Below are 25,483 nucleotides of genomic sequence, written 5' to 3'. Positions count from 1 at the left end.
TGTGAAGCCTGAACAGACCCCGGAAGAGGCGACCGAGACCGCACTTCGCGTTTTCCCAAGATGCTGTTGAGTAAAGGACTCTCAAATGGAACTAAATGACGAAATCCGTATCTCTGCTCCGCGTGACGTCGTGTACCGAGCGCTGAATGATCCGGATGTGTTGCGTGAGTGCATTCCTGGGTGTGAGGAACTGATCCAGCATTCTCCCGAGCAGTTGGAGGCCAAAGTCGTGCTCAAAATCGGCCCCGTCAAGGCTCGGTTCAGCGGCGAAGTGACGTTGGACAACTCCAAAGCTCCGGATGAGTTTTCCCTGACCGGTGAAGGAAAAGGTGGCGCTGCGGGCTTTGCCAAAGGGGGTGCGGATGTCAATCTTAGCACGGAGGGCGAGGAAACAGTTTTATCCTATACTGCCAAGGTCACAATCGGCGGAAAAATAGCGCAATTGGGCAGCCGGTTGATTGCTGGGACTGCAAAAAAACTTTCAGCCAAGTTTTTCGACAAGTTTGGGGAAATCGTCGCCGAGCAACGCGTCGGCTAGGGTTTGGACTTCGGTAACGGGGCCTTCCCAATCAAGCGGTTTTGCGCAAAATTGTTGATCCGCTGAAGCGGTGTTGTCAGGTCTATACTTGTCAGCCCTTCTATGGAAGTCGAACATGGATACTTTGAATCAAAGCGGAGCGGTTCCTCACAACCTGCATATGATCGACAGCACCGTGATCCGCGCCCATCATCCACTGCCCGGCAGGGGGCTACGGCAGCAATTTCCCAAGAGGGAGGCAGCGGGCGCCAAACCATGGCCGTGATGAAAATTTACACCTTGGCACACACTTTTTGCTGATCAAGCGCTGGCTGCATTGTTTGCAGTGCGTGAACGTGCACAATTACGAAAAATGCAGTTGCAGCGAATGTCAGCAATACGGGTTACGGACGCAGCATCGCCACTATCGATTCAAGGGCCGCTTTGGGCCGCAAGTGACGGCAACGAAACCGTTCAAGCAACACTCAGTTTGCGTCATTCGCAAGAAAGCGTACGCCCTATAAGACGGCATCGATTCCGGGTTTTCCCCTCTGCATCTATTGCGTCCATCGACCAGCTGCCATCTGTTTCCAGGGTCAACATCAAGAAGCCGAAATCGCTGTTGCTGACTAATATACTTGCCAGGCTGCCAGCAACTTCAACGTTGGTAGCAGTATCGGTGGGCATAGGATCAAGCTGCGTTCCTCCGTTGCCGCTTAGCCAACATTGATCAAATGAAGTTCAAATGCAGCTTCGTCCGCGGTCCAGAACTCGTTTTGCCTTACGGCTTTGCGCTTGCAGCGAATGTCTCCTCTGACGGGCCGCACTGCAGCATCTCTAATCCTCGAGCAATGGCAGCAATGGGCCGTCCTCGAAAGCTTCGGCACGACCCAATATCGCCAATGCTGCAATTGTTCCCGCGGCAATAGCGAGCCCTTAGCCGCCGTTCCGCCTTGCCGAGAGTTTAAACCGAGGCAATACGTCGTGAAACGATTAAAAAATTCGAGCTCTGCTTTGAAAGCCTATTGTGCTTTTGATCTGATCTTACGGCCACTGCGTATCAAAAATGTATATGTCGAGTTATTGCTGGGATGGTATTTTGATTGGCAACAAGCGAAGCTTTGGTAGCAAAATGGGGGAAGAGTTAATCGCCCTTATTCTTGGCAGCGCTCCAGACGCAATGCGAGCGGTTACTTGGCCGAAACGAGACGAGTGCAAAATTGTCAGCATAAACAATGCATGGAGAATTCGGGATGACTGGGACTACAGTGTGTATCCTGATGACTTTCCCACACAGTATCGACCTAACCGGAAGAGTCACGCCCAGAGGCTGATTGACTCATCAATTTATGTCCCGGCAAACAATCAGTTTGGCGGCGTTGTATATGCTGGTGCGACAATGGCATTCACGGCTGGATATTGGGCTCTCAGCGCCCTGAAACCTACAGTCCTAGCCTACTTGGGCTGTGACATGGTCTACACGGGACGAAACACGCATTTCTATGGGCAAGGCAAACCTGATCCTCTTCGTGAAGACATTACTTTGTTGTCTTTGGAAGCCAAATCGGCAAGGCTTATGACGATCGCTGCCCAACAGCACTGCGCGTGCGTCAATCTCTCGGAAGAATTGGAAAGTCGTCTGCTTTTCCCAAGAGTTAGCCACACGGCGCTAAGCGGTGATTTGCCGCTAACCAACTATAGCGCGGAACTTTCCCGCAAAGCCCTGAGCCTGGAAAACGAGGCTGGTTACTTGATCCAAGATGGTAAGTATTGGGAGCACTACGCCTCCATTAATCAAGACGTACTGGCGGAAATAGATCGACTGTGGCTGTCTGCTGTAGGAGTGTAATCGAGTCGTCAGTTGCCCTTTTGGCGAAGTGAATTTTGATTTTTCGATATTAGCTTACCATTGCAACAAAACTGCACTGTTATCTAGTCACCTGATCTCCACCTCTGACACATAGCCGAAGTCGAAATAGATTTGCTGGCTGATAACTTTCTTTCATATTTAGGTGACCGCTTGGTCCGCAATGTGGACATCCGTTGCGATTTGCCGAATGACCACTTCGAGCCCGGAGCAGCGGTTCAATTGCCAGTTTCAGTGGCTGGTGCTTCTACCTCTTCGTCGCCGCTGGTGCCGGAAAGGTAAGATATGCCGACGACCACAACTACCAAGACTACAATTGCGGTTATGATATTTTTCGAGTTCATTTCCATTTCAATACTCCGAGGTTAAGGAGCGGCGGGCTGTCTTCGAGAGCCGCAGGGAAACGCCCTAACGAAACATATCGCAAAATGCCGAATTTGTCAGTGACCCGACACTTCGTAGGGGTGAGCGCGAGAGGCCGCTTGCGGGTGGCTGCTGTCGGCTACGGAATGGGCAACTAGGCCGCCAGTCGGCGTCGCGCCCGCATTGGGCGGTTGTGCCCGCGAAATGTGAGTTTGAATAATCCCAAAGATGACGCTTGCAGCGAATGTCCGCAAAGCAGGCTGCTGGCGCAGCATTGAGAATGCAGGGCGAAGGTCAGCTATGGGCCGGAGCAACGCCAAAACAAACCATTGATCCTAAAAAGAGCATATCGCCAGGTCCCAAGGGGCCGTCAGATGCTCTTAAACATTCGCCACATTTTTGCTGTCTTTTACCATGCTTACCCCTAACCGATATGCCTTTTGCAAGATGACGTCGGCTGATCTTGCGATGATCTCGCAATTGCAATCGCACCCAAATGTTCGCGAATGGTGGGATTCCAATGAGCCAAGCACGAACAAAGAACTGGAAGACGTGCGAGTCCGAAGATGGATCGTTTCACTTGCGGAACGCCCGCTTGCATATATCCAGGATTACACTGTTCACGGTTGGGAGGATCTCCATTTCTATTCCCTTCCGCAGGGATCTCGGGGCATCGACCAGTTTATTGGTGAGCCAGATATGATCGGGCGCGGGCACGGCCCGGCCTTTATCTCTGAGCATCTTAAACGGGTGTTTTCCGCAGGAGTCCGGGTTATCGCAACAGATCCGCACCCGGAAAATGCGCGGGCGATCGCGGCCTATCACAACGCGGGATTCTCTGCCTTTGGTGAAGCGCGGCAAACGCCCTGGGGGCCGATCCTGCCGATGAAGGTCAGCCGTTAAACAATCTGGCTACGGCAGCCTGTACGTCTGGCACAAGAACTTCGAACCTTAGACGACTCCGTGTTCCGAGACTTGCAGGGGATGCGCTTCCGCCCAGTCAGCAAGAAAGGCGGACATCTCGGGAACCGTTGCAAATTGCGAGGCCTTTCGCGGAAGCGCCACACCGGTCTCCAGCGCCAGACGCGCGCATTCGATGTGATGGCGATGCGCCTTTTGTGGGCAGTTTTCGGACCCGTGAACAATCGTTGACAGCAGTGTCCCTCCGTAGGCATTTGTGTGGTTCAGGTCCGGGTTTTGGTTCAGGAAATACGACATGACGTCGGGCATTCCTTCCCAACCGGCAAGGTGCAGGGGCGGCATTCCCAATTCGTCCGGCAGATTTGGGTCAAAGCCAATTTCGACCAGTCGATGCATGTGAGGCAGGGTTCCTTCGCGCCAGACGAGGCGGCAAAGAAGAAACCTCATCTCCTGCGACAGGCTATTCATGTCGATCTGGTCGTCCTCCTTAGACGTCGCGTCCGCTGCCCGCACGAGTTGCTCTTCGGTCGACGTCAACTGCGTGGATACACCAGCGCGTTCTAGAACCGACGCGACATCCCTGTTTCCGAAGACGCGGGCAAAGGCATAGGGAGAGTGGCCGCGGCTAATAGCACTTGGGTTCGCGCCGTGCTCCAACAAAAGCCGAGCGATTTCGCCCGAAGCCAAACGCCGGGCCGCCTGATGCAAGGCTGGGATCACCAAGGAAGGTTCACCCGACGGATGAGGATTGATGCCTTCATTGGGATCAGCGCCGTGGTCCAGCAACAGCCGGACTGCATCGGTGCTGTTGAAGTCAATCGCCCTCGGCAACGCATTTGTTCCTTTCGGATTTGCCCCATGTTCCAGCGACAAACGAAGACCTTTGGTATGGCCCAGTTCAGTGGAATGGTAGAGGGATTCATTGTCGTCGGGATTTGCCCCATGCTCCAACAGCCACCTGGCCAAAGGCATGTTGTCTGCATGGCCGATGGCGCCATAGAGCGCGGACAGGCGGTGGTCTGTCTCGGAATCGAATGCAAAACTGTCATTTACGTCAGCGCCGTGTTCGACAAGCAATTCCGCCATGGCGAGCATCTCGGGTTCTTTCTCAGGCGCAGTCTTGATGTATTTCGAAAACGCCAGATGGCACATTGGCCGCCGTGACGGGTATTCGCGTGTCGCAGCACCGGCATCCTGAACAAGGATCTTGCGCATCGCGGCTACGTCATAGAGAGCGACGAGAAGAGGCACCTGATCGTCTGCAAGATCCGGCTCATCTGCAAGCAGATGCACGATCGTCTCTTTTGAGCCGTTGTAAAGCGCCCAACGCAGCCGTCCCTGCTTTTGTGCGCGATCCATCCCTTGTGTTTCAACCGCGAGTTTCAATGCTGGCCACGAAGCGTATCCGGTCTCTCGCGCTATGACATGCAGACAATCCGCGTGTTTGTAGACCCCGTCTTTGGGCATGATAACAATGCCATGGATGCGCAGCATTGCACCTTTGTCGCCCTCAGCAAGAGCATTACCCAAGGCCTTTGCGTCACGGCGCAGTTGGTCGAGTGATTTGGTCATCGGTCTTCCCTCCGTTGCCCGAAGGTCCGCTAAACCGGGCAGAGAAACCGATGTGGTTTTCACACATTCGTTGTGAGGTGCCGATGACAGCTTTCCGCGGACCGGGTGGCCGCCTCAAACGGCCTAGAGGTAGATTATCGCGTGCCATCGCGTGTCGCAAGCAGGATGCGATACGCCAGGCGCCCTAGCAGCTATAGCGCAGCGAATGGTTGTAATGTGGCTTGCGACCGCAGCAATTCGGTTAGCTAGTAGACGTCGGCATTGGGCTGTCGTGGCGGGCAGTAGCAATGCTCCGAACTGAGTTGCTGCAACCAACCCCAGCGGCGGCAATGAGCCTCGAAGTAACTGATGCTGTGGTCTGCAGGAAGGTCCGATTTCTAAACCATTAAGGCTAACTGGGATGCCCTACATCTTCCCATGCAGACAAGCCCGCGCGAGCAACTTGTTCGCCGTTGGTCTCCTGAACGAAGTGTCCTGCGTCTGGCAACATCAGAGGTGGGCGAACTACGCCCAATATTTCGTGCATGCGTTTCATCAGCCTCGGCGGGATCAGAACATCTGCTTCTCCTATCGCCATGAAGCTGTCGCCAGACCAGTCAGTTTTCCACCATGCCGCTGCACGTCGTGATACATCAACGCCCTCCATGTCGGGTTCGGTCATCACCAGCGACGGGAACTTCCGCACCCCGCCCCGATAACGCGCGTCCGGGAAAGGGGCGGCGTAAGCGGCCGCAACTTCATCGCTCATGCCGGGCACGTACTTTTGAAACAATGCGGCCACGTCATAGTCCGGGTGGGTTCGGTGGAAATCCCTCCATGCATCGAACCCTTCGCTGCTACCGCCACCCAAGCCAAGAACTGTGTTCATAACCAATAGCCGATTGAAGCGATCAGGCATGTCTGGTGGAATGGTAAGACCAAGAAGCCCACCCCAATCCTGTACAACGAGTGTAATTCCTTTGAGATCGAGCGTTTCAATCAACTCGATCAAGCTCTGTCTGTGAAATGTGAAAGTGTAGCAATTGTCTTGGATAGGTTTGTCAGACCGGCCGAAACCGAACAGGTCAGGAACGACAACTCGGGCGCCAGTCTCGAGAAAGACCGGGATCATATGCCGATACAAAAAACCCCATGAAGGCTGTCCATGAAGGCACAAGAACACCCGCTCTGCGTCCTGTGGACCTTCGTCTATTCTTGCCATCCGCAGGCCTTCATACCCGGCCAACTGATCTTCGAACAGAGGATGCCATGCGAAATCGGGCAGGTTCAGAAAACGGTCGTCAGGCGTACGTACAGCATCTATAGGTGACAATCCTGCCCCCTGCATTTCTGTTTCTATTGGCTAAACTTGCATCTTTCAGAGTTTTCTCACAAGCGGACATTCGCAATTCACGACTGAATGGCAACTTCGTCTGCGAACTTCCGGTTCGCAGAGTGCTCAACTTCGCGCTTGCGGCGAATGTCTCCTCTGACGGGTCGCACCGCAGCGACAGCTACCGTAGTCGGGAGACCGCTTCGGGCCGAGTTGTCACGACTGAGTTCTAGCTAAAAAAGCGGCACCAAATTCCTCTTTCAGCAACTGATTTGCAGCTCTGGGTCTACTTCGTGCTCAACGAGTTATTAATTTGGGGGTGCCATCCGATGTCGATCGTTCACCTCGTTTCTGGTCCAACTGTGACGGTTGGGTCAGGTTCGTGTGACGTTCAACAAGTAATGTGGAACGTCACTGATACTTGACTCAATCGACATCCAAAACCTCTACAAATCGGCCGATCACGTCATCCATTTCTGACCCAAACGTCAAGCAATTCTCGCCCAGAGCGAGCAGAACCCCCTCATCGGCACTGCTAACGATAGTCGCCGAACCAGCTTGCCAAATAGCCGATTCCCGGGCTTTAAACACAAACGCTTTAGTAAGGCGACTTGGACAGCGTCATCAAAAACGCAACTAAGTCTGCAATCTCTTGCTCAGAAAAATTCAATTGCGAGAGAATGGCTTCACCGTCGGCGTGCAGCCTTTCCGTATCAATCTTACTGTAATGCCGGATCACTGCGTTCAGATCACTTAGGCTGCCGTCATGCATGTACGGAGCAGTTTCAGCCACTCCGCGCAGGCTGGGCGTGCGGAAGGTTCCAAAATCAGCGTGGCTCCGGCGTACATTTCGAACGGCCCAAGCACCTTGCTTGTCCGGATCGTCATTCCAGACGCCGTCCAGTGTATAGGGGCTTGAGAGCAAAAAGTTCAATCCACCAAACCGACCTTCGTCAACCTCGGTTTCATTCAGAAAATATGGTACACCGGCATCGTGGAACTCATTGTTGGAAAACCTCGGGCCGTTGTGGCAAAACACGCAATTCCCGCGCCCTAAAAACAGCTGAATACCTCGCTGGGCTGCTTCGGGGTAGTACGCGGCCGCTGCAAAATCTTGATCCTCCAAGGCATCGCGAAAATCGTCGAACTGAGTCCGGTCGGTAACTAAAGTTTCCAAGTAAGCCGAAAGGACTTTTGCAGTGTTTACCAGAACATGTTCTAGACCTTGATCCTGGATATCGCCAAATATTGCTTCAAAGTCATCAATGTAAGCACTTTCTGAGATTGCTGTTTTCAGACTTTCGGGACTATGCGCCATCTCATGCTCTTCGATGATCGGATGCAGGCTTGCCGCCCAAAAATTGTCGCTCTTTCCACCCCACCCATACCAACGGAGTCCGGCAAGGTTCCGTAGTGATGGTGTGTTTCGATCTAACAGAACACGGCCGAGCGCTCGGGCTTCCGGCGTTGTAAAGGCCTGTTCAGGATCATGACAACTGGCGCACGAAAATGCACCGTCGACCGACAACACCGGATCGTTGAAAAAAGCCTGTCCGAGCTGGATCGATCGGGTGTCTTTGGAAACCCTATTGCTTGGGTCCGACTGGAAGGATGGTGGCCACGGTCCAAAAGTCAGCGTTTGTTCAATTTCGTCAGCAGACAGCAAGACTTCGGCACGCACTGCGCCGGTCAGGACCATTAGCGCCGCTGTCATCCACAGCTTCATTTCAACGCAATTTTTGACGTGTAGAAAATTGATTGATCATTGATGTCGACATCAACCTGCAGCTCCCACAAACCCGGCATGTGAAACAGCATATCATCAACGCGGAACGTTCTACCGTCCAACGCGGTAACCTTGGGGGTATAGTTCATACCGTGTTGATGAGCGGGCATGATTGCATCAACGCGCATTTGGCCCACGGCAGTTTCACTACAAACTGAAATCAGCAAGGAAAACGGTTGAGCCAATGGAATTTCATCAACAGACAGATAAACCTCGGGTGCGTTTTGAACTTCCGAATTCATACGTTTCCCAGTTACGTCACAAGCAAAAGCCGCGCTGGACCAAATCAGAAACCAGACAGCGCAGCGGATCATTCTGATGCCAGCAAACGTTCGGCATTGGCATAGGCGATGTTGTCCGCAATCTGGTCCGGCAGCAAATCCAACCATTCACGCGAAAAATCGGCATGAGGTCCTACGTAATACCAACGTTCCGGCGCAAATGTATCCGTACCGACCATGAAACGATCCGGATGGGCTTCGAAAGCCGCCTTCCAATCCGGGTCGATACGGCCTCGTGAGGCCATGTCCGAACGAAATGCCAAGTCGGCCCAAAGCCTTGGATAGGTGTCCAGCGCGTCAACAACACTCGCCGGATCATCAAAGCCAGAGTGCGCCCACAGTACCCGAGCTTCAGGCCAGGTTTCGAAGATCAGGTCAACTGCCTCTCGATCACCATGGTGATGCAGGATGAGGTTCCGCTCTTTGGCTAGTGCAATCATGCGCTGGATAACCGGCGTCTTAATGTCGTCTCCGTAAGCGTGAAACTCGCCGATGGCTTCGTAGTCGTTCTTGGCCAGATTTGCTTCCAAATAGTCGATTACGGTTTCATCGTGCATCCAGGTGTTGATTTCACCGCGACGCCGGTAAGGGCGCAGTGCCGGAACAACGATATCTGGTGCTGCGGCCAACAACAGCTGAGTACCATTGTCATCCGAGCTGGAAACCAGGGCTTTACGCACGCCCGCATCCCGAAGGATATTAGCCACCTGTTCGGGAGGAACCAGTTTGACGGCATCGTGGCTGTAATGAATATGCGCGTCAAAGATCGGGCGCTCTTCTGCGATAGCACTACTGCAAATCAGCGCGGCACCTAATATGAAGATATGTTTCAGCACCTCAAGCCTCCTCAATATCGTTCAGACTTTGGCAAGCTTCACATCGAACTTCACGTGCAAGAAAGGTTCAGTGATCTTACCAGAAAGCTCCATGCCATCAGGAAATTCTGAAACTGGCCTTTCAACATAGGTCATTACCAGATCATCCCGAACACCAAACACTGTATCCTGATCCAAATAAGGATCGTCGTCGGGGAAAATCTCAGTGACCAAAGAACGGTAGCCAGGAGCTTTGACGATATAGTGCAGGTGCGAAGGTCGCCAGGGATGGCGACCGCAGGCGCGCAGGATATCTCCGACAGGCCCATCTGACGGCACCGTGTATTCAACTGGCTTGACGGTCGTGAATGCATACTTACCGTCGTCACCGGTAGTCATCAGGCCGTGAAAAGAATAGGTGTCCTGTTCTTCGTCCTGGCTTGCATACATTCCATTCGGTGCGGTTTGCCAGATATCCAAATCTGCACCGGAAATCGGATTACCATCTGTATCCCGGATCACGCCTTCAGCAAGCAGCACAGGTCCACCGTAGTGGCGCTTCATATCCCCGCCGAATGGCAGAGGCGGCGCGCCAGAGACATGGAAAGGGCCAAGCACGGATGAACTTGTTGCATCAGAACTAGAATGCAACATGTCCACCAATGACGACAGGCCCAGCACATCTGAGGCGAGTACGAATTCATGCCTGTCCTCGGTTTCCACCGCAGCGCAGCCCTCCAGAAACGCAATCCCGGCGCGCCATTCGTCATGCGTCAGGTTGGTTTCTCTCGCGAAATCGTGGAGGTGTTTGACCAGAGACCCCATGATTTCTCTCATCCGCGGATCGGTGTCCTTGGACAGGTATCCCATGAACACGTCGGTGATATTGTCTTTGGTGACAGAGCGCATCTGGGCCTCCTTAAATCAGGGCAAGGCTGAGGATCGGGAATTCGATCAGAATGAGCAGAACGATCAGCATCACGAACGCAAAGGGAAGTGCGCCCATGAACACATCCTTGAGCGATATTCGGTCATCGTTGATCGTGGATTTGATGACGAAGCAAGATATGCCCAAAGGCGGGGTCAAGAGTCCGATTTCGGCGCCGACAACAGTGATAATGCCAAACCAGATCAACGACATATCTAGTGCTTCGGCCATAGGCAGAAACAGCGGGACAACGATCAGAATGATGGACGCCGTATCGAGTAATGTTCCCAGAAAAAGCATCAAGAGGACGTAGAGCAGCATGATCGACCAAAAGGACGCTGAATTCCCCGCAAGCAAGTCCTGCAACTGATTGGGCAGCCCGGCCAGTCCCAGCATGCGGCTGTAAATCGAAGCCGCCGTAATCAGGAACAAAATCGCCGCTGTAATGTGACCGGTTTCCAGCAACGCGTCCCAGAACGCTCTTGGTGTCATGGACTTGCGCACGACTGCGATAACGAGCGCAACCAGTGCCCCGGCGGCACCCGCCTCGACAGCGGTTAGCCACCCTGTGTAAATGCCACCGAGCACTACCGTGATAATGAACAATGTGGGCAGGGTCTTGGATGCGATCTCGCGTCTGGACATCCATTCGGTGTCTTCGACGACCCTGCCACCTACGAATGATGGTGTGAAACGTCCCATGACCCAAATCGCGCCGACATAGGCGATGGCCAGCATGATGCCCGGTATAACTCCCGCAAGGAACATGTCCCCAACGGATTGTTCGGCGACAAACGAGTATATGATCAACATGGCCGAAGGCGGGATGATCATGCCCAGCACTGAAGACCCGGCCACCACGCCAACAGCAAAACGTGGATTATATGCCTGCGCCATCATCTGCGGGACCGAGACCTTGGTGAACACTGATGCGGACGCAATGGACGACCCGGTAACGGCCGCAAACACGGCATTTGCTCCGACGGTCGCCATTCCGATACCGCCTTTGACCTTGCGAAATCGCATGGTCATGACCTCGTAAATATCCCTGCCTAGTCCCGCTTTTGAAACGATGAGGCCCATAAAGGTAAACAGCGGGATTGTCGCGAAACTGTATTCCATCGCGCTGTCGCCCACCGCTACCTTCAGCAGGTTGAGCGCAAGCGTGAAGTTATCCCGCATCAGCCAGATCGACACGAACGAGACCACACCCAGAGCAATCGGAATGTAGACGCCTGCGTAGATCAAAAAGACGATGGCAACGACCGAGAGCAGGCCAATCTCAATCGGCGTCATTCTGCGGCCTCGTCATGTTCAGGGGTGCGGACAAGCTGCGGGCGGTCCTGCGCCGTGACGACCTTAAGCAGGAAGATCACGCAGGCGAGCGCAGTACCGCACGCGATGACCAGTTTGACCGGCCACCATGGCAATGTGAAAAGACCGGGTACTCCGAAGTAGTCCTGTGTCTCCCACATATGAAGAAATTCTGGGAAGGTTACATACGCAATCAAAGCCATAAAGATGGCAGATATGGCGTTGATGATGCGCCTCAGGCTGGCTGTCAGACCCGGGCTGCGATGGTGCAGCAGGTTCAGGAACCCGTCTGAGCGCGTCAGCCGATCCACTCTGACCACGTCGGCCAATTGCAGGAAAACGATCATCACGACCGAGAATTGCACCATTTCATAGGTGCCACGCAGAGGTGCTGAAAACAGACCACGCGCAATGACGTCGACATTCAGAATCACCACCAACGCAAGGACGACAAGCGTTCCCAATGCGTTGGCGGCGATAGCAAGCGAATTGGCAACCCGCGACAAGCCAGCAACTGCGGTCTTCAGCATGAAAGGCCCCTTTCGTGGATCGCCAGACTGTTACTCGGCCGTCCAGTCACGAACTCCGGTGAATCCGGCATCCTGAAGCTTGCCGAGGTAAGCGGCCAGCATCTCTGTGCCCTGCTCGCCGTTATCGTTCAGCGTCGCGGCCCATTCCTGCGCGACATTTGGCATTGCATTTGCCCAGGCGGCACGGTCTTCGTCCGAAACCTCAACGATTGTTCCACCCGCTTCAACATACGCATCCCGCGAAGCAGCGGCGCGGTCCATCGCGATGCCGGCGACATGGTCACGGTAGTCGATGGCGACGGCCTTCAACACGTCTTTGACTTCGTCCGGGAGGCTAGCCCAGTAGTCGGCATTGACGGTGATGGTCTTGGAATTCACTGCTCCCAGATCAGCCTTGAGCATGTACGGCGCTACTTCCGCGATCTTAAACGTCTTTGCGGCTTCGGGCCAAAGCATGCCGCAATCGACCAGGCCGGTTTGAAGCATGTTGTAGAAATCGGTTAGTCCCCCGCGTACACCAGCGGCATCTTTGATCCCTTCAAGATAACGCAGGTTCAGGCCTGCTCCCGCGATTTTGCGGCCCTCAAGATCGGCAACCGAAGAAACAGGTTCCGTGCAGAAGATTTGATAGGTGTCGAGCACAACGCCGGTAGCAAGATAAACTTGGTTCTGTGCGGCGAACTCGTTTTGCATCGCCGGGTATTCACGAGCGATTTCATCAACAGCCTTGGCGACGGCGCGGGAATCCGATGCCACAAAAGGTGTCGAGCCCGATATTCCTTGGCTGGGAAGCTTCGAAGAATGGAAGATTGTAGTAACGATGCCAATGTCCCCTAAGCCCAGCTGAATACCTTCCAGAACGCCCTTGGGCTTGACGATCGAACCGCCGTAGTTCTCTTGCCAGCTCATCTTGTAGTTGCCGGAATCGGCCAACCGCTTGTCCACTTCTGGAATGAAGAAGTTGGTGAATTCTTTCACCCACAACGCGCGGTCGGGATAGCCATCAATTACGACAGCAGAGATGGTCTCTTCTGCCGCGAGGGGCATCGCCATGGCGCCCGCCAGAGCAGCGCCCACTAGGCTGCGTTTGGTCCAGTTTTTCATTTCTCTCCTCCCAGAAAGTCGGGTCTTTTGTCTCTAATTGTTTGTTTTGACCCAGTTGACGGTCAGGTCCGTGCCTGCCGCTTCAAACAGTTTTGCGATGGCGCAATACTTGGCTGTCTCCTCACCCACGCGCGCCAGTTCCTCCTGACTGGCGGGTGTCTCACAATTCACGGTGAGTTCGATTTCCGGAAACGGAACATCGATCTCCTCTTCCATCAGCACACCACGCCGGTCCAACCTGCATTTCGCGTCGATTGTCACCGTGCCGAGTTCAACTCCCAACCGATGTGCGTTCTTGTGCCCGATGACATTCGTACAGGCGATCAGGGCTGCCATTGCGGTTTCGGTTGGAGACGGACCAAGATTTGTCCCGCCGCGTTCGACGGGTTCATCGACAACAACATCAAGATCGCGAATTGGTATCTCAGTCCGCGCATGAGTCGGGCATTGAGCTGTCGTGCGGTACGTCACGACAGGTTTTACTTTCATAGCCAAAGCGTCACCTCCTCATGCATAAGAGCAAACCTTTTCGAATGGAAAACGTGGAAGCTTCTGGAACAATCCGGTCTCGTCCGCGTAGCCCAGATTGCATAGAAAATTGGACTTGAGCGTCGTGCCCGCGAAGAACTCCTCGTCGACGATCTTGTTCGAAAAACCTGACATGGCGCCGACGTCCAACCCGACAGCCCGGGCCGCAATCATGAAGTAAGCGCCCTGAAGCGTGCCATTTCGAAAGGCCGTGTCTGCCACGTAGTCGGGCTTGTTTTCGAACAATGGCCGACGGTCTTCGTGCGGGAAAAGAAAGGGCAGTTCCTTCCAGAAGTCCATGTCATAGGCAATGATCGCCGTGACCGGAGCATCCATCATCTTTGGCACATTCTTCGGCTTTAAAGACTTTGCAAGCCGCTCTTTCCCTTCGAGACTCTTTACGAAAACGAAGCGCGCGGGCAACGTATTCATGCTGGTCGCGCCGTTGATCGTGATGTCGTAGATCTCTTCAAGTATGTCGTCAGAAACAGGCTTGTTGGTCCACGCGTAGTGCGATCTGGATTCGCGCAAGATCAAGGCGATCGCGTCATCCGACAAGCGTGGAATGCGCTCGCGCAGATCGCGGTGATCTTGCTGCGCCTTGGCGCGAAGTGCCTCCAGCTCTGCTCCGGTTGGTGCGCTCATGCTGCAGCCACCTTGGACTTGGCATCCTTTTCGTCAATGATTGGGCTGGCGCAGATTCCGATGCCTTCAATCTCGACCTCAACGGTTTCGCCGGGCTTCAACCAACGGGGATTGGGCTTTTTGGCGTGTCCGACACCAGGAGGCGTACCTAGCGCAATCAGATCCCCCGGCTCCAAAGTAGTATATTCCGAAATCGTCGCGATGACCTGACGAACCCCCCAAATCATGTTGGCGGTATTCGAGCTTTGAAGGATTTCATCACCCACACGGCTTTCGATCTTCAGACCTGATGCCCCTTCGGGCAACTCATCCGGAGTCACGGTGAAAGGACCGATCGCGCCCGTGTCATCAAAATTTTTGCCAGGCGTCCACTGAACGGTTTTGCGCTGATAGTCCCGCAGCGAACCATCGTTGAATACAGTGTAGCCAAAGACATAATCCAGTGCGTCCTGCTCCGAGATATGGCGTCCGCGCTTTCCAACGATCAGCATAAGTTCGGCTTCGTAGTCGAGCTTCTCGGAACAGGCAGGCCGCACCATAGGTTGCCCTGCCGCCATGATCGAGTTCTTCCCGCGCATGAACAGCGTCGGATATTCCGGGATGTCATACCCGCCTTCCTTGATGTGGTCCGTGTAGTTCAACCCCATGCAAATGATCGTTCCGGGAGCGGCAACGGGCAATGCCGGAGTGATGGAAGGCACGGGCACAGTGTCTGCGGCGTCAATTTTGCTGGCAAGTGAGTCGGCCAGTTCAGGCTTGGCTATCAAACCCATCAAATCCGAACCGACGGCAGGGTCCAAAGCCGTTAGATTCACTGCGTTTTCGCCGTTTACAGAAAAAACCGCTGTGCCTTCCGAAGTCACTCCCACCAGGTATTTCATTTTCACCATCCATGTCAGTTCGCTTGATTTTTGCCGACTATTTTGCCATATGTCAAATAATATCGATATTTTTGGAGACAGCAAATGGTTGCTTGGGCAGACTACAAATCAGAAGCAAAAAGCCGCGGTGCGCTTGCTTTGGAGCTTTACGTCGCGCTGAGCACGCCAGCCAAAGCGCCGGGTGATGTAAAGGCGTCACTGCCTGATCACTTGGCGTATCAGACGCAGCTGGAACGTTTGGGGCAGCTGGCTTTTGCAGGCCCCATGTCGGATGAAACCGGCGAGCATATGCAGGGGATGGGGCTGATCATCTATCGCGCCGACAGCCTTGAATCCGCCCGGAAGCTGGCCGAAGACGATCCTATGCACAAAAGTGGGGCACGTAGTTTTGTACTTCGGCGCTGGTTGATCAACGAAGGCTCGCTGAACATTTCAGTTGGTCTATCGACTGGAACGAGTGCCTTCAGTTAAGTGCACTCAAGAGTATTTGCCGCGAAATAGGAACAGTCGGATATGGACGCCATGCTTGATACTGAGGGCAAAGAGACATCAGCCACTCATGGAGCGTATCGAAAGCTGCGCGAATTAATCCTGACCGGCGAATTACCTCCGGGTCAAAAACTCAAGATCGAACAGCTTCGCGGGCTTTTGGACACTGGCGCTAGTCCAGTTCGGGAAGCGCTTAGCCTTTTGACTTCGGACATGTTGGTCGAGCGGATTGATCAGCGCGGATTTCGGGCAGCGCCAGTCAGCAAGTGTAACTTTGAGGAAATCCTTCTGCTTCGATGCAACCTTGAAGAAACCGCATTGCGCGCTTCCATCGCCAATGCGGATGCGGCCTGGGAAGACCGGCTTGTCTTGCGTCACCATCATATGAAAAAGGCCAGCCAGAACGGGGCACAAGACTTTGAGGACGCTCACAAGGCGTTTCATATGGCCTTGTTGGACAATTCGAAACTGCCGTTGCTGCTGCGGTATTGCTCGCAGCTTTACGACCTGAACATTCGCTACCGCTATCTGGCGGCCGGCGGGTCGAGTTACAAAAAACGAGACATCGCCGCCGAACATCAGCAAATCTTGGACGCCGCATTAAATCACGACGCAGACGGCGCAACTCGGCACCTAATCGATCACTACCGCCGAACAGGTGAGTACCTTAGCAGCCAGATGGAGCCCTGAAATGCAGCAGAACTGGTTTCTGGGTGATCTACTAAACCAATTGCTGGACCGTCCCGACAAAAGGCGTGGCAAGGATGACAAACGGTCCATTTCCGAACTATGTGAGGCGCTTTTATCTGCGGAAGGTGAAGTTTCAGGATTCACGCTCGCGTCTACGATCCTTGAGCGCTACCACACTCTGAATGATGCGGAGAAACTAGACTTTTTTGTCTATTTGAATGACCAACTTGAGTTGGACGCAAATCAGCTTTCTGAAGCAGCCCGCCTCTACGCCAGCGACAAAAGTGTCATACTTTATCAGAGGCTTAGTGAAGCTTCAGAGCCACGACGGCAAGAGTTATTGCGACGGCTGAACCAGCCGTCTGGTGCGACGCAGGAACTTGTAGCCATGCGCGTTGATCTGCTGCGCTTTCTCAAATCCAAACCGGAACTCAAGCGAACGGATATCGATTTCGTCCATTTATTGCGCAGCTGGTTCAACCGAGGCTTTCTGGTCCTCAAGCAAATTAGCTGGGACACCCCTGCCCGCGTTCTGGATAAGATCGTCGCCTATGAAGCGGTGCACCAGATCAACGATCTGGACGACTTACGGCGACGGCTCTACCCACCGGACCGTCGATGTTTTGCGTTCTTCCACCCCTCGATGCCAGATGAGCCACTGATTTTTGTTGAGGTCGCTCTGACCGCTGAAATCCCGAATGCAATAGATACGCTTCTATCCGAAGCACGAGAACCGATCGAAACCGAGCAGGCAAAGGTCGCGGCGTTCTATTCCATTTCAAACTGCCAAAAGGGTTTGGCGGGCATCAGCTTTGGGAATCTATTGATAAAGCAGGTTGTGACCGAACTTTCGCGGGAGCTTCGCGGGCTTGATACCTTTGTGACATTGTCGCCGATACCGGGGTTAAACCGGTGGCTGTCTGGTGAAACAAACAACCCGGAACACGGGCATGCCGCCGAGGCCGTGCTTGCAGAAACAGCAACACCGCAGGACGTGCGCGCGATGGCCGCCCGGTACTTGATGTTCGCCAAGCGCGAAGATGGAATGCCGCTTGACCCTGTGGCGCGCTTTCACTTGGGAAATGGTGCCGAGCTTCATGAACTGCATGCCCAGGCAGATCAGTCGCCAAACGGACGCGCCCAGTCCGGAGGTGCGATGGTCAATTACCTTTACGATTTGAACAAAACAGAACGTTACCACGAAGAATTCGCGACACGTGCCACGATCCAAGCCTCGCGTTCAATTCGCGCGGCTTCAACTGCGACGCTTGCGGTAAAGCCTAGGGAAAATACAGCGTGACTAATACACTTTACGACAGTTTGTTTGCCCGCCATGAGGGCAACACGGCTCCATTCCTGCAACTCGATAATGGCCAGGTGGTCACTTATGATGCGTTTCTGCAGCGCACCGCGCAAATCGCGCATGTCTTGCAGAACAGCGGAGTTTCCCCCGGCGACCGCATCGTTGTGCAAGCGCCCAAGCAGGCCGACACGATTGCGCTCTATGCCGCTTCGGTTCAGGCAGGTGCTGTCTACCTGCCCCTAAACACCGCCTATACCATGGCAGAGTTGGACTATTTCATCTCTGATGCGCAACCTGCGTTAGTCGTTTGCGACAGCCACGACAAAGTTGAATTCGAACAATTGGCAACCCGGTCTGGTGCAAAGCTGCTGACCTTGGGTGGCGAAATTCCAAGCTTGAGCCGCGAAGCGGACGCACAGCCTTGTGTATTCGAAACCGTGGATCGCGCGCCGGACGACCTCGCGGCGCTTCTTTACACATCAGGTACCACGGGCCGGTCCAAGGGCGCGATGCTCAGCCACCGAAACCTGCTGTCCAATGCCCAAGCCCTTGTGGATTTGTGGGGTATCACCGACGCTGATCGCTTGATTCACGCGTTGCCCATCTTTCACACGCACGGGCTTTTCGTGGCGATGAACACATCACTACTCGCCGGTTCCAAAGTGCGGCTGATGAAAAAATTCGACACTGGTATGATCTTGGAGGAATTGCCCCACTCGACCCTTCTAATGGGAGTTCCCACTTTCTATACCCGATTGCTGGCGGATGACGGTTTCACCGATGAGATCACAGAGAACATGCGTCTGTTTGTTTCCGGCTCAGCCCCCTTGCTGGCAGAAACCCATGTGGCGTTCGAAACGCGCACCGGCCACCGCATCCTTGAGCGCTACGGTATGACCGAGACGAACATGAACACCTCTAACCCTTATGGCGGTGAGCGTCGCGCGGGAACTGTTGGTATGGCCATACCCGGCACCGAGGTGATCGTAACCAACCCTGAAACTGGAGAACCGCTGCCCCAGGGCGAGGTCGGAATGATCGAAGTGCGTGGCCCCAATGTTTTTCAGGGCTATTGGCAAATGCCCGAAAAAACGGCTGAAGAGCTTCGAGAAAATGGATTTTTCCTCACCGGAGATCTGGGCCAATACAGCGAGGATGGCTACCTGTCGATTGTAGGTCGGTCAAAAGACCTGATCATCACTGGTGGTTACAACGTCTACCCCAAAGAAATTGAAGACGTTTTGAACGATGTCGATGGCGTTCAGGAATCGGCGGTCTTCGGGGTCCCCGACAACGAATTTGGAGAAGCAATTATTGCTGCTTTGGTTGCCGAGCCTGGAGCACAGCTTCAGGTGGAACAGTTCGACTCGATCATCAGAAACATACTGTCGCGATTCAAACATCCTCGCCGCTACGAACTCGTCCAGGAGTTGCCGCGAAACACTATGGGAAAAGTTCAAAAGAACGTGCTGCGCGAACGGTACGCGAACAAGGAACTGTCACCGGCGGTTTCTTAGGAAGCCCATCCAGACGCCCAATCAAATCAAGACTTTCAGATCGGATACTACCCACCCTTCAGACTGCCAAACTCATCAGGAGATCCACAATGACTCGCATGACGGCAAAAGACTTCGACCAAGAACTTCTGGACCTGTATGACTTTTACGCGCACGGCAAGATCACCAAGCGCCAATTCCTGGACCGCGCAGGCAAGTTCACGGTCGGCGGCGTGACAGCGGTCGCGCTGCTGAAAATGCTCAGCCCGAACTACGCGATGGCTCAGCAAGTGTCGTTCAATGATCCCGATATCCACGCGGACTACATCACCTACCCTTCACCGAATGGAACCGGTGATGTTCGCGGCTACCTTGTCCGACCCGCCGGCGTTGAAGAGCCCCTGCCCGCGGTATTGGTAATCCACGAAAACCGCGGCCTTAACCCCTACATCGAAGATGTGGCGCGCCGATTGGCGAAGGCCGGGTTTATGGCACTGGCCCCCGACGGTCTGACGTCAGTGGGAGGATACCCAGGTAACGACGCGGATGGGCGCGAGCTGCAAAAGACAGTGGACCGGGTCGAATTGATGAACGATTTCTTCAATGGATTTGAATACCTATTGAACCGAGATGATTGCACTGGAAAGGTCGGCGCTGTTGGTTTCTGCTACGGCGGCGGTGTGGTCAGCGCAATTGCTGTGGCCTATCCCGAACTGGCCGCTGGTGTCCCGTTCTACGGGCGCCAGCCAGCAGTTGAGGATGTGGCCAAAATTCAGGCGCCGTTGCTTGTTCAGATGGGTGAGCTTGACGAACGCATCAACGCGGGCTGGCCAGATTTTGAGACCGCCCTGCAGGCCAACAACAAGGTATACGAGGCCTATATCTACGAAAACGCCAACCACGGTTTTCATAATGACAGCACGCCACGCTATGACGAGGAGATGGCAAACCTGGCCTGGGACCGCACAATTGAATGGTTCAAAACCTATCTGGAGTAATTGGGGTTTGCTGCGAAGCCATTCTTGCGTTGATATCGCTTTACCGACGCCCACAATGCACCGAGAGTATTTCCCGGGAAGCCCAAGCATTCTAACTTACTTAGTAAGATAGAACGCTATGAGCCCTTGGCCCTTACAGTCCGATGGATGCCTTTGAGACAGGGGCTATCAACCGCCAAATGACTGTCGACGATGACGACCATCCGCCGCTCATTGGATACTATCGTGGCCACTAGTGCTTCTCTTCGCGGCATTCGCGACCACGTTTGAGTGACCGCCAAGAGCAGTACTTGCTAGTTGTGGTGGGGCTATCGGCCATAGTTTCTTAGGGCCAACGGGATTTGGACAAGCCAAACGCCCCTGACCGTCAGGGTGAGGGCGCTGCCCTCCCCCTCGGGCAACCCTATTAGACAGCGCCGTGTCCTCGGCTGCGCCTGCGGGCCGCACTCCCCCTGTCGAATAGCATTGCCTCGCCGCCTCCCGCGTTCGCCACGTGTCAGATCAGCAAGAACAGGCGACTTCGGCGTCTGATCTCCAAATCAGCCCTGATTTCCGGAAAGGAAGTCAGATCAAACGAAACTGTCTGCGGGTTAATGACATGGAGTTGTTGGGTCAGCTTATGACGCAAAGGTCAAATTCGTCTGACGTCCAACAAGTACTGTGGAACGTCACTGATACTTGACTCAATCAGCGGCCAAAACCTCAATAAACTGGTAGATCACGTCATTCAATTCTGACCCAAACGTCAAGCATTTCTGGCCCAATAGTGATAGCCGCCATTCATCGACGCAGCGGCTAAGATGGGCAGCGAGCCCAATCTTTCGGGAATGCTGCGCGCTGGCGAATGTCTGGTTCGCTGACGGTGCCCAAAAACGGGCCAGAATCAAGCGAGGTTTTGCCAAGGGTTTGTGGCACAAGATTTTTCAGAGGTTTCGGTTGCCAGGCTGTTTGTGACAAAAACGACCGTTTTAGGCGAGCAGGTTATTGCAAGGCGCTTGTTACCGGTGTTCAAGAAAGAGCTGCTTATCCTCGTGTTCAATAAGGCTGTCGTGAAAACGCTGAAACGGCGGCCCTAACTTGTCCTTTGAAAACACAACCATGCATCTGCAAGTTGTAGTCACCCTAAACACGAAAGGAATACAGTATGTCTACTGGCGCAGTCGGACGCGCGACTGCGGATCGTTTCCAAATGGGCTCCAATTTGCCCAAAATTAGACGTCTTTTACGATTAGCCAAATGGCAACGGGCCGGTGGATATGAAACTCGGAGTAAGACATAGATGGAAATGATGGTGGCTTCGGTGTCAATCGTGATGCCGTGTCTGAACGAGGCGGCAACAGTGCGGCAATGTGTTACCCGTGCCCGCGAGGCGCTGGACATTCTGGCCGAAAAACACAGGCTTCACGGTGAGGTCATTGTGGTCGACAAAGGCTACGGCGCAGCGCTCCTCGGCGGGTTTAAGGCGGCTAGAGGCCGCTATCTCGTTATGGGTGACAGCGATTGTTCCTATAACTTCGTCGAAGCCGTACCGATGATCGAAAGACTAATGGCGGGCGCGGATGTCTGTATGGGTTCACGCTTTAAAGGCGAGATTCGTGAGGGCGCAATGCCGTGGAAGAACCGGAATATCGGGAATCCGGCGCTCTCTGGCATCCTGCGGATGATGGTTCGGACAAATGTGAGCGATGCGCATTGCGGCCTTCGTGCGCTGACGCGCGGCGCTTTCGAAGAGATGCGGCTGACTTCCACGGGAATGGAATTCGCCTCGGAGATTGTGCTTAAGGCTGCGATAATGGACATGAAGATTGTCGAAGTACCTGTCACGCTTTCGCCCGATGGGCGCGGACGGCCACCGCATCTGAATTCATGGCGTGACGGCTTTCGGCACCTCTTTTTTATGCTGATGCTTTGCCCGTCATGGCTGTTCATAGGACCTGCCGCCGTGCTCTTCACCGTGGGGCTTGCGCTGATGGTTGCTCTGATCGCGGGCGATAGCGAGATGGTGACAATCGGGGCGCTCGCGATCGGTGACCACTGGGCGGTGGTGGCGAGCGGCTTCCTCATCCTCTCAGTCCAGATCGGGGGGCTCGACGCCATGCGTGACCTGATTGCGGCATTCAGTGCAATCGTGATCGGATTTCAGATCGCATTCAAGGGGTGCCTTCTGTCGATCGTGTCGGGCAACCGGCTAAATCAGGCAACGGTGTGATAGGAGGATGACCATGGGTGGGGCCAACGAATTGCTGCCGAAAATCTCCGTCTGCATCCCAGTTTTGAACGGTGCGTCGCGATTACCAGATTGCCTGACCTCACTCCGCGCACTCGACTATCCACAGGATCTAATCGAGATCGTGATCGCCGACGGCGGATCTACCGACGGCACATGTGAGGTTGCTCTCTCTTTTGGCGCGCATGTACTCGACAACCCCGGCAAGACAGTGGCGGCCGGTCGCAACGTAGCCTTCGCCGCCGCCACCGGAGAGTTCATTGCATCCACGGACGACGATTGCGTTGTCCCCTCCGATTGGGTTCAGCGAGCTCTTGCCGCCTTCGAAGCGCCGGAAGTGGCCGCTGTGGGTGGCATCTCGCTTTTGCCGGAAGGCTCTGGGCCATGGCCGGAGGCCGCAAACTATATCTTTCGGCTGGCAAGCATGGGCGGACATTCGGTGCAGGCAGATCATCTGGATGACGGTGATGTCGAGGATCTGCCGGGCTGCAACGTAATCTACCGAAAGGAAGCTGTGCGAAAAATCGGCATCTTCGACGAGCGACTGATCACAGCGGAGGACGTCGATTTCCACCTGCGCTTACGCTCGGAAGGCCAGCGGCTGAGATCTGCACCAGGCCTATTTGTCTGGCACCACAAGAGACCGACAGTCCAGAGCTTGTTCAAACAGCTTCGCCGCTATGCCGCGGGGCGTGTGCAGTTGGGCCGGAAATGGCCTAGCGCAGTCACAATCGCCCATCGCGGGCTAGGCTGGTTCCTGCCAGCCCTTTTTGCATTGACAGTGCTGGGGCTGGTCTTTGCTCCCATACTCTTCGCCGCGACGACGCTGATCGGTGCTATGCTTCTGATCGGCTTCGCGCTTCGCGGCGGCTTGACTTTGAAAGGCGCGTTCTTGACGCCCGCGGCGGCGCTGGTTGTCGCTGTAGGCTGGAGCACTGGCTACCTGAAAGAGCGATTCCGCCCAATGGGGAGTGCTTACGGACTTTAGCCGTTCTGGCGGCTGACAAGGAAACGAACGATCCAATCGGTCAGAACATTCGACCGCTCGGTTCGCCAACTTGAAAAAAGTTCGTCGGCGGCATCTACCAACTTTACGACCTCAACCAACTCCTCCGTCGACCCTTTGCCCGCGGCGCAGGCGGTGAGCGCGCTGTAGACACGGGCGGCGAGCATGTTCGAGGGCAGCTCGGACGTGGCCGGGTGGGTTCTGAGGCCCGTCGAAACTCGGGAAACGGCGGCGGCACGCGACGCGTCCGTGATCTCGATTGTTTCGCCGAGGACGCTGACCATTCGTTCGACGGTGGCGTCGGGATTGTTCACCAACTGATCGAAGTCGACGACTAAGGACACGCGGTCGCCAATATGGCGGAGAGCTTCGACATTGTGCTGAAGCCAGACAAGGAGGCCGCGCGAGGGAGAAATTCCGTTGTGTTTCGCAAGCGAACGGATAACGGCGTCGGGATGGCGGACCATGACAACCGGTATCGGCGCGATGGCAAGCTTTTCCCAGATGCGTTCCCAAAGCGGCCAGAGTCGCATGGTGCGCGGATCCTTGTAACCCCAAACACGGCCGGAATGCGAGGCTATCTCGCGAATCACGACCTCGGTCAGGGCGGCTTCGGCCTCTCGCGCGGGCCTGCTGTCGAGCCAGCCCTCGGGCAGAGGGAAGGTTCCGCGCGGCCCGTGCCAGACCCGATCAAGGCGGGCCAGAAGTTTCTCCTGAATGGCGACGATCTCAACGTGCTCCCAGAAACCGGCGCGGTTCGAGCGACCGGCGGGAATCAGGTCCTCGCCGCAAGCAACCCCGAGGGCAGAGAGAACGTTCATGCCGGCAGACGTGCCGCTTCGATGCATTCCAAGGACGGAAACGACCGGCGTTTTGGGACTGGCGTGGGTCATGATGCGCGGCGCCCGTCAATAACAGCAAGCGGGATTGACAGCGCGAGGGCTGCAAGGGTTGAAAGCACGTTGAGGCTACGATTGAGAAGGACGAATCCGGCTGTGACGGTGAGTGGCACCTCGAAAAGCGCAAGAACACCTGCCCATGTCCAGTCGGCAATACCGAGGCCCATGGGAGTGACCGCGATCAGGCGCGAAACCTGAACGAGGCTGAAGCTTGCGAAGAAGTCTGCAGGCATGAGCGCCAAACCGGCAGGTACCGCGATAACGCCTGCGCGAAGTGCGTTCAGGAGGTAGAGAACAAGCGAGATCGTGGCAAGGCGTGGTGCCACTGGGCTGCGCAGGAGACGCGTAAGGTCTTCAATGTGTAGTCGCTTGGTCAAGAGTTGTGGGCGATTAAGAAGAAAGACAATGGCAGCGAAACAGATCAATAGAGCAACGGCCAAGACCGGCGCCGTTCGCGGAACCAGAAGTACGACACCGAAAGCCGCGAACAGGACAATCATAATGAAGTCGAAGACCTGTTCAAAGATAGAGGCCGCGACGCTTTTGCCTACGGGCTGCGCCCCGTAGAGCCGCGCGCCCAACGCCCGGCCTGCGGGCTTGGCCGCGTGTGGCATCAGGACGAGGCCGAGCACGGCACCAATGCAGGTGTAGAACACCGATGCGGAAAGGGAGGGTACCGGCGTGGGCGACGCGCGGAGATGTGCCATCACAAGCCGCCATTTGATAGCGCTGAGCCCCAACGTCACGAATGAAATGGCAATAAAAGCCGCGATATGAAGGGTAGATAACGCATTGAGCATCGCCTTTAATTGCGCAAGCGTTAAATCCGACGACGCGATCAGGAGAGTGAGGAGTAGAAGGGCCGTAATAATAGGAAAAACGTGCCAGAAAAGCACCACCGCCCAGCATTTTGTCCTGCCCCGGGAAGTGTTTTGTCGACCAACGGTGCCTGATGTGCGCACGGTTTGTTCAACGTCCTCAGTAATTCCGTCGCCCCTTGTCATAGAACAT

The 25,483-nt window shown here is 54.8% G+C and carries 24 protein-coding genes; 10 read left to right on the top strand and 14 right to left on the bottom strand.

The features are described 5' to 3' along the window. Positions 1-85: 85 nt before the first annotated feature. The 3 genes from ACRZ91_RS07210 to ACRZ91_RS07200 all read left to right on the top strand — a co-directional run bounded on the left by ACRZ91_RS07210 (position 86) and on the right by ACRZ91_RS07200 (position 3,650). Positions 86-538, top strand: a complete 453-nt coding sequence (locus tag ACRZ91_RS07210) for an SRPBCC family protein (RefSeq protein ID WP_480903730.1) — start codon at positions 86-88, stop codon at positions 536-538. 1,078 nt (positions 539-1,616) lie between these two features. Next, positions 1,617-2,366 carry a hypothetical protein gene (locus ACRZ91_RS07205; protein ID WP_480903727.1) on the top strand — a complete coding sequence of 250 codons (750 nt, stop codon included), beginning with the start codon at positions 1,617-1,619 and terminating at the stop codon, positions 2,364-2,366. An 828-nt stretch (positions 2,367-3,194) separates the two neighbouring features. Beyond that, a complete protein-coding gene (locus ACRZ91_RS07200; protein ID WP_480903724.1) occupies positions 3,195-3,650 on the top strand; it encodes a GNAT family N-acetyltransferase in 456 nt (151 codons plus the stop codon). A 48-nt stretch (positions 3,651-3,698) separates the two neighbouring features. Here the strand turns inward: ACRZ91_RS07200 and ACRZ91_RS07195 are convergent, their stop codons facing one another. The 12 genes from ACRZ91_RS07195 to ACRZ91_RS07140 form a co-directional block, all read right to left on the bottom strand. Continuing rightward, on the bottom strand, positions 3,699-5,240 hold the full coding sequence (locus ACRZ91_RS07195; protein WP_480903721.1) for an ankyrin repeat domain-containing protein: 1,542 nt from the start codon (positions 5,238-5,240) through the stop codon (positions 3,699-3,701). Positions 5,241-5,631: 391 nt separating this feature from the next. Then, positions 5,632-6,552 carry a haloalkane dehalogenase gene (locus ACRZ91_RS07190; RefSeq protein ID WP_480903718.1) on the bottom strand — a complete coding sequence of 307 codons (921 nt, stop codon included), beginning with the start codon at positions 6,550-6,552 and terminating at the stop codon, positions 5,632-5,634. Positions 6,553-7,150: 598 nt separating this feature from the next. Beyond that, on the bottom strand, positions 7,151-8,266 hold the full coding sequence (locus tag ACRZ91_RS07185) for a cytochrome-c peroxidase (protein ID WP_480903715.1): 1,116 nt from the start codon (positions 8,264-8,266) through the stop codon (positions 7,151-7,153). 8 nt (positions 8,267-8,274) lie between these two features. After that, positions 8,275-8,580 (bottom strand): hypothetical protein, encoded by a 306-nt coding sequence (locus ACRZ91_RS07180; RefSeq protein ID WP_480903712.1) that lies wholly within the window; start codon positions 8,578-8,580, stop codon positions 8,275-8,277. Between the two features lie 68 nt (positions 8,581-8,648). Further along, complete coding sequence (locus ACRZ91_RS07175; protein WP_480903709.1) at positions 8,649-9,455, bottom strand: amidohydrolase family protein; 807 nt, start codon at positions 9,453-9,455, stop codon at positions 8,649-8,651. A gap of 21 nt (positions 9,456-9,476) precedes the next feature. Continuing rightward, on the bottom strand, positions 9,477-10,343 hold the full coding sequence (locus ACRZ91_RS07170; RefSeq protein ID WP_480903706.1) for a dioxygenase family protein: 867 nt from the start codon (positions 10,341-10,343) through the stop codon (positions 9,477-9,479). Positions 10,344-10,353: 10 nt separating this feature from the next. Beyond that, positions 10,354-11,658 (bottom strand): TRAP transporter large permease, encoded by a 1,305-nt coding sequence (locus ACRZ91_RS07165; RefSeq protein ID WP_480903703.1) that lies wholly within the window; start codon positions 11,656-11,658, stop codon positions 10,354-10,356. Beyond that, the gene (locus tag ACRZ91_RS07160) at positions 11,655-12,206 is read right to left on the bottom strand and encodes a TRAP transporter small permease subunit (RefSeq protein WP_480903700.1); all 552 of its coding nucleotides are present in this window, start codon (positions 12,204-12,206) and stop codon (positions 11,655-11,657) included. The genes ACRZ91_RS07165 and ACRZ91_RS07160 overlap by 4 nt, the downstream gene beginning before the upstream one ends. A gap of 30 nt (positions 12,207-12,236) precedes the next feature. After that, the gene (locus ACRZ91_RS07155) at positions 12,237-13,310 is read right to left on the bottom strand and encodes a C4-dicarboxylate TRAP transporter substrate-binding protein (protein WP_319546336.1); all 1,074 of its coding nucleotides are present in this window, start codon (positions 13,308-13,310) and stop codon (positions 12,237-12,239) included. Positions 13,311-13,343: 33 nt separating this feature from the next. Continuing rightward, on the bottom strand, positions 13,344-13,799 hold the full coding sequence (locus ACRZ91_RS07150) for an OsmC family protein (protein ID WP_480903697.1): 456 nt from the start codon (positions 13,797-13,799) through the stop codon (positions 13,344-13,346). Positions 13,800-13,817: 18 nt separating this feature from the next. Beyond that, positions 13,818-14,483, bottom strand: coding sequence for a malonic semialdehyde reductase (locus tag ACRZ91_RS07145; RefSeq protein WP_170475498.1), 666 nt, complete (start codon positions 14,481-14,483; stop codon positions 13,818-13,820). Next, positions 14,480-15,364 (bottom strand): fumarylacetoacetate hydrolase family protein, encoded by an 885-nt coding sequence (locus ACRZ91_RS07140; protein ID WP_480903694.1) that lies wholly within the window; start codon positions 15,362-15,364, stop codon positions 14,480-14,482. Before ACRZ91_RS07140 ends, ACRZ91_RS07145 begins: the two co-directional genes overlap by 4 nt. An 84-nt stretch (positions 15,365-15,448) precedes the next feature. On the opposite strand from ACRZ91_RS07140, the gene ACRZ91_RS07135 reads away from it, so the two are divergent. From ACRZ91_RS07135 to ACRZ91_RS07105, 7 genes are all read left to right on the top strand, one after another. Continuing rightward, positions 15,449-15,835, top strand: coding sequence for a YciI family protein (locus ACRZ91_RS07135; RefSeq protein WP_480903691.1), 387 nt, complete (start codon positions 15,449-15,451; stop codon positions 15,833-15,835). Positions 15,836-15,886: 51 nt separating this feature from the next. Continuing rightward, a complete protein-coding gene (locus ACRZ91_RS07130) occupies positions 15,887-16,543 on the top strand; it encodes a GntR family transcriptional regulator (protein WP_480903688.1) in 657 nt (218 codons plus the stop codon). A gap of 1 nt (position 16,544) precedes the next feature. Then, positions 16,545-17,843 carry a malonyl-CoA decarboxylase gene (locus tag ACRZ91_RS07125; protein WP_480903686.1) on the top strand — a complete coding sequence of 433 codons (1,299 nt, stop codon included), beginning with the start codon at positions 16,545-16,547 and terminating at the stop codon, positions 17,841-17,843. Next, positions 17,840-19,363 (top strand): malonate--CoA ligase, encoded by a 1,524-nt coding sequence (locus ACRZ91_RS07120; protein ID WP_480903683.1) that lies wholly within the window; start codon positions 17,840-17,842, stop codon positions 19,361-19,363. The genes ACRZ91_RS07125 and ACRZ91_RS07120 overlap by 4 nt, the downstream gene beginning before the upstream one ends. Before the next feature lie 89 nt (positions 19,364-19,452). Then, the gene (gene yghX, locus ACRZ91_RS07115) at positions 19,453-20,340 is read left to right on the top strand and encodes a YghX family hydrolase (protein ID WP_480903680.1); all 888 of its coding nucleotides are present in this window, start codon (positions 19,453-19,455) and stop codon (positions 20,338-20,340) included. A 1,279-nt stretch (positions 20,341-21,619) separates the two neighbouring features. Further along, on the top strand, positions 21,620-22,549 hold the full coding sequence (locus ACRZ91_RS07110) for a glycosyltransferase family 2 protein (RefSeq protein ID WP_480903677.1): 930 nt from the start codon (positions 21,620-21,622) through the stop codon (positions 22,547-22,549). A gap of 13 nt (positions 22,550-22,562) precedes the next feature. Further along, complete coding sequence (locus ACRZ91_RS07105; protein ID WP_480903675.1) at positions 22,563-23,555, top strand: glycosyltransferase; 993 nt, start codon at positions 22,563-22,565, stop codon at positions 23,553-23,555. On the opposite strand, the gene ACRZ91_RS07100 is transcribed toward ACRZ91_RS07105, so the two are convergent. Further along, positions 23,552-24,466 carry a sulfotransferase family protein gene (locus ACRZ91_RS07100; protein ID WP_480903672.1) on the bottom strand — a complete coding sequence of 305 codons (915 nt, stop codon included), beginning with the start codon at positions 24,464-24,466 and terminating at the stop codon, positions 23,552-23,554. The genes ACRZ91_RS07105 and ACRZ91_RS07100 overlap by 4 nt on opposite strands. After that, positions 24,463-25,476, bottom strand: a complete 1,014-nt coding sequence (locus ACRZ91_RS07095; protein WP_480903669.1) for a hypothetical protein — start codon at positions 25,474-25,476, stop codon at positions 24,463-24,465. The genes ACRZ91_RS07100 and ACRZ91_RS07095 overlap by 4 nt, the downstream gene beginning before the upstream one ends. Positions 25,477-25,483: the final 7 nt, after the last annotated feature.

The organism is Ruegeria sp. O11 (assembly GCF_056535285.1).
Note: the sequence above shows the minus strand (reverse complement) of the source record. Positions and strands in the feature narration are given on the sequence as shown.

Coding starts and splice junctions, on each gene's coding strand:
- ACRZ91_RS07140 (WP_480903694.1), bottom strand. CDS start 15,364: ATGAAATACCTGGTGGGAGTGACTTCGGAAGGCACAGCGGTTTTTTCT.
- ACRZ91_RS07185 (WP_480903715.1), bottom strand. CDS start 8,266: ATGACAGCGGCGCTAATGGTCCTGACCGGCGCAGTGCGTGCCGAAGTC.
- ACRZ91_RS07100 (WP_480903672.1), bottom strand. CDS start 24,466: ATGACCCACGCCAGTCCCAAAACGCCGGTCGTTTCCGTCCTTGGAATG.
- ACRZ91_RS07105 (WP_480903675.1), top strand. CDS start 22,563: ATGGGTGGGGCCAACGAATTGCTGCCGAAAATCTCCGTCTGCATCCCA.
- ACRZ91_RS07210 (WP_480903730.1), top strand. CDS start 86: ATGGAACTAAATGACGAAATCCGTATCTCTGCTCCGCGTGACGTCGTG.
- ACRZ91_RS07170 (WP_480903706.1), bottom strand. CDS start 10,343: ATGCGCTCTGTCACCAAAGACAATATCACCGACGTGTTCATGGGATAC.
- ACRZ91_RS07150 (WP_480903697.1), bottom strand. CDS start 13,799: ATGAAAGTAAAACCTGTCGTGACGTACCGCACGACAGCTCAATGCCCG.
- ACRZ91_RS07125 (WP_480903686.1), top strand. CDS start 16,545: ATGCAGCAGAACTGGTTTCTGGGTGATCTACTAAACCAATTGCTGGAC.
- ACRZ91_RS07145 (WP_170475498.1), bottom strand. CDS start 14,483: ATGAGCGCACCAACCGGAGCAGAGCTGGAGGCACTTCGCGCCAAGGCG.
- ACRZ91_RS07180 (WP_480903712.1), bottom strand. CDS start 8,580: ATGAATTCGGAAGTTCAAAACGCACCCGAGGTTTATCTGTCTGTTGAT.
- ACRZ91_RS07195 (WP_480903721.1), bottom strand. CDS start 5,240: ATGACCAAATCACTCGACCAACTGCGCCGTGACGCAAAGGCCTTGGGT.
- ACRZ91_RS07110 (WP_480903677.1), top strand. CDS start 21,620: ATGGAAATGATGGTGGCTTCGGTGTCAATCGTGATGCCGTGTCTGAAC.
- ACRZ91_RS07165 (WP_480903703.1), bottom strand. CDS start 11,658: ATGACGCCGATTGAGATTGGCCTGCTCTCGGTCGTTGCCATCGTCTTT.
- ACRZ91_RS07130 (WP_480903688.1), top strand. CDS start 15,887: ATGCTTGATACTGAGGGCAAAGAGACATCAGCCACTCATGGAGCGTAT.
- ACRZ91_RS07160 (WP_480903700.1), bottom strand. CDS start 12,206: ATGCTGAAGACCGCAGTTGCTGGCTTGTCGCGGGTTGCCAATTCGCTT.
- ACRZ91_RS07095 (WP_480903669.1), bottom strand. CDS start 25,476: ATGACAAGGGGCGACGGAATTACTGAGGACGTTGAACAAACCGTGCGC.
- ACRZ91_RS07135 (WP_480903691.1), top strand. CDS start 15,449: ATGGTTGCTTGGGCAGACTACAAATCAGAAGCAAAAAGCCGCGGTGCG.
- ACRZ91_RS07155 (WP_319546336.1), bottom strand. CDS start 13,310: ATGAAAAACTGGACCAAACGCAGCCTAGTGGGCGCTGCTCTGGCGGGC.
- ACRZ91_RS07200 (WP_480903724.1), top strand. CDS start 3,195: ATGACGTCGGCTGATCTTGCGATGATCTCGCAATTGCAATCGCACCCA.
- yghX (WP_480903680.1), top strand. CDS start 19,453: ATGACTCGCATGACGGCAAAAGACTTCGACCAAGAACTTCTGGACCTG.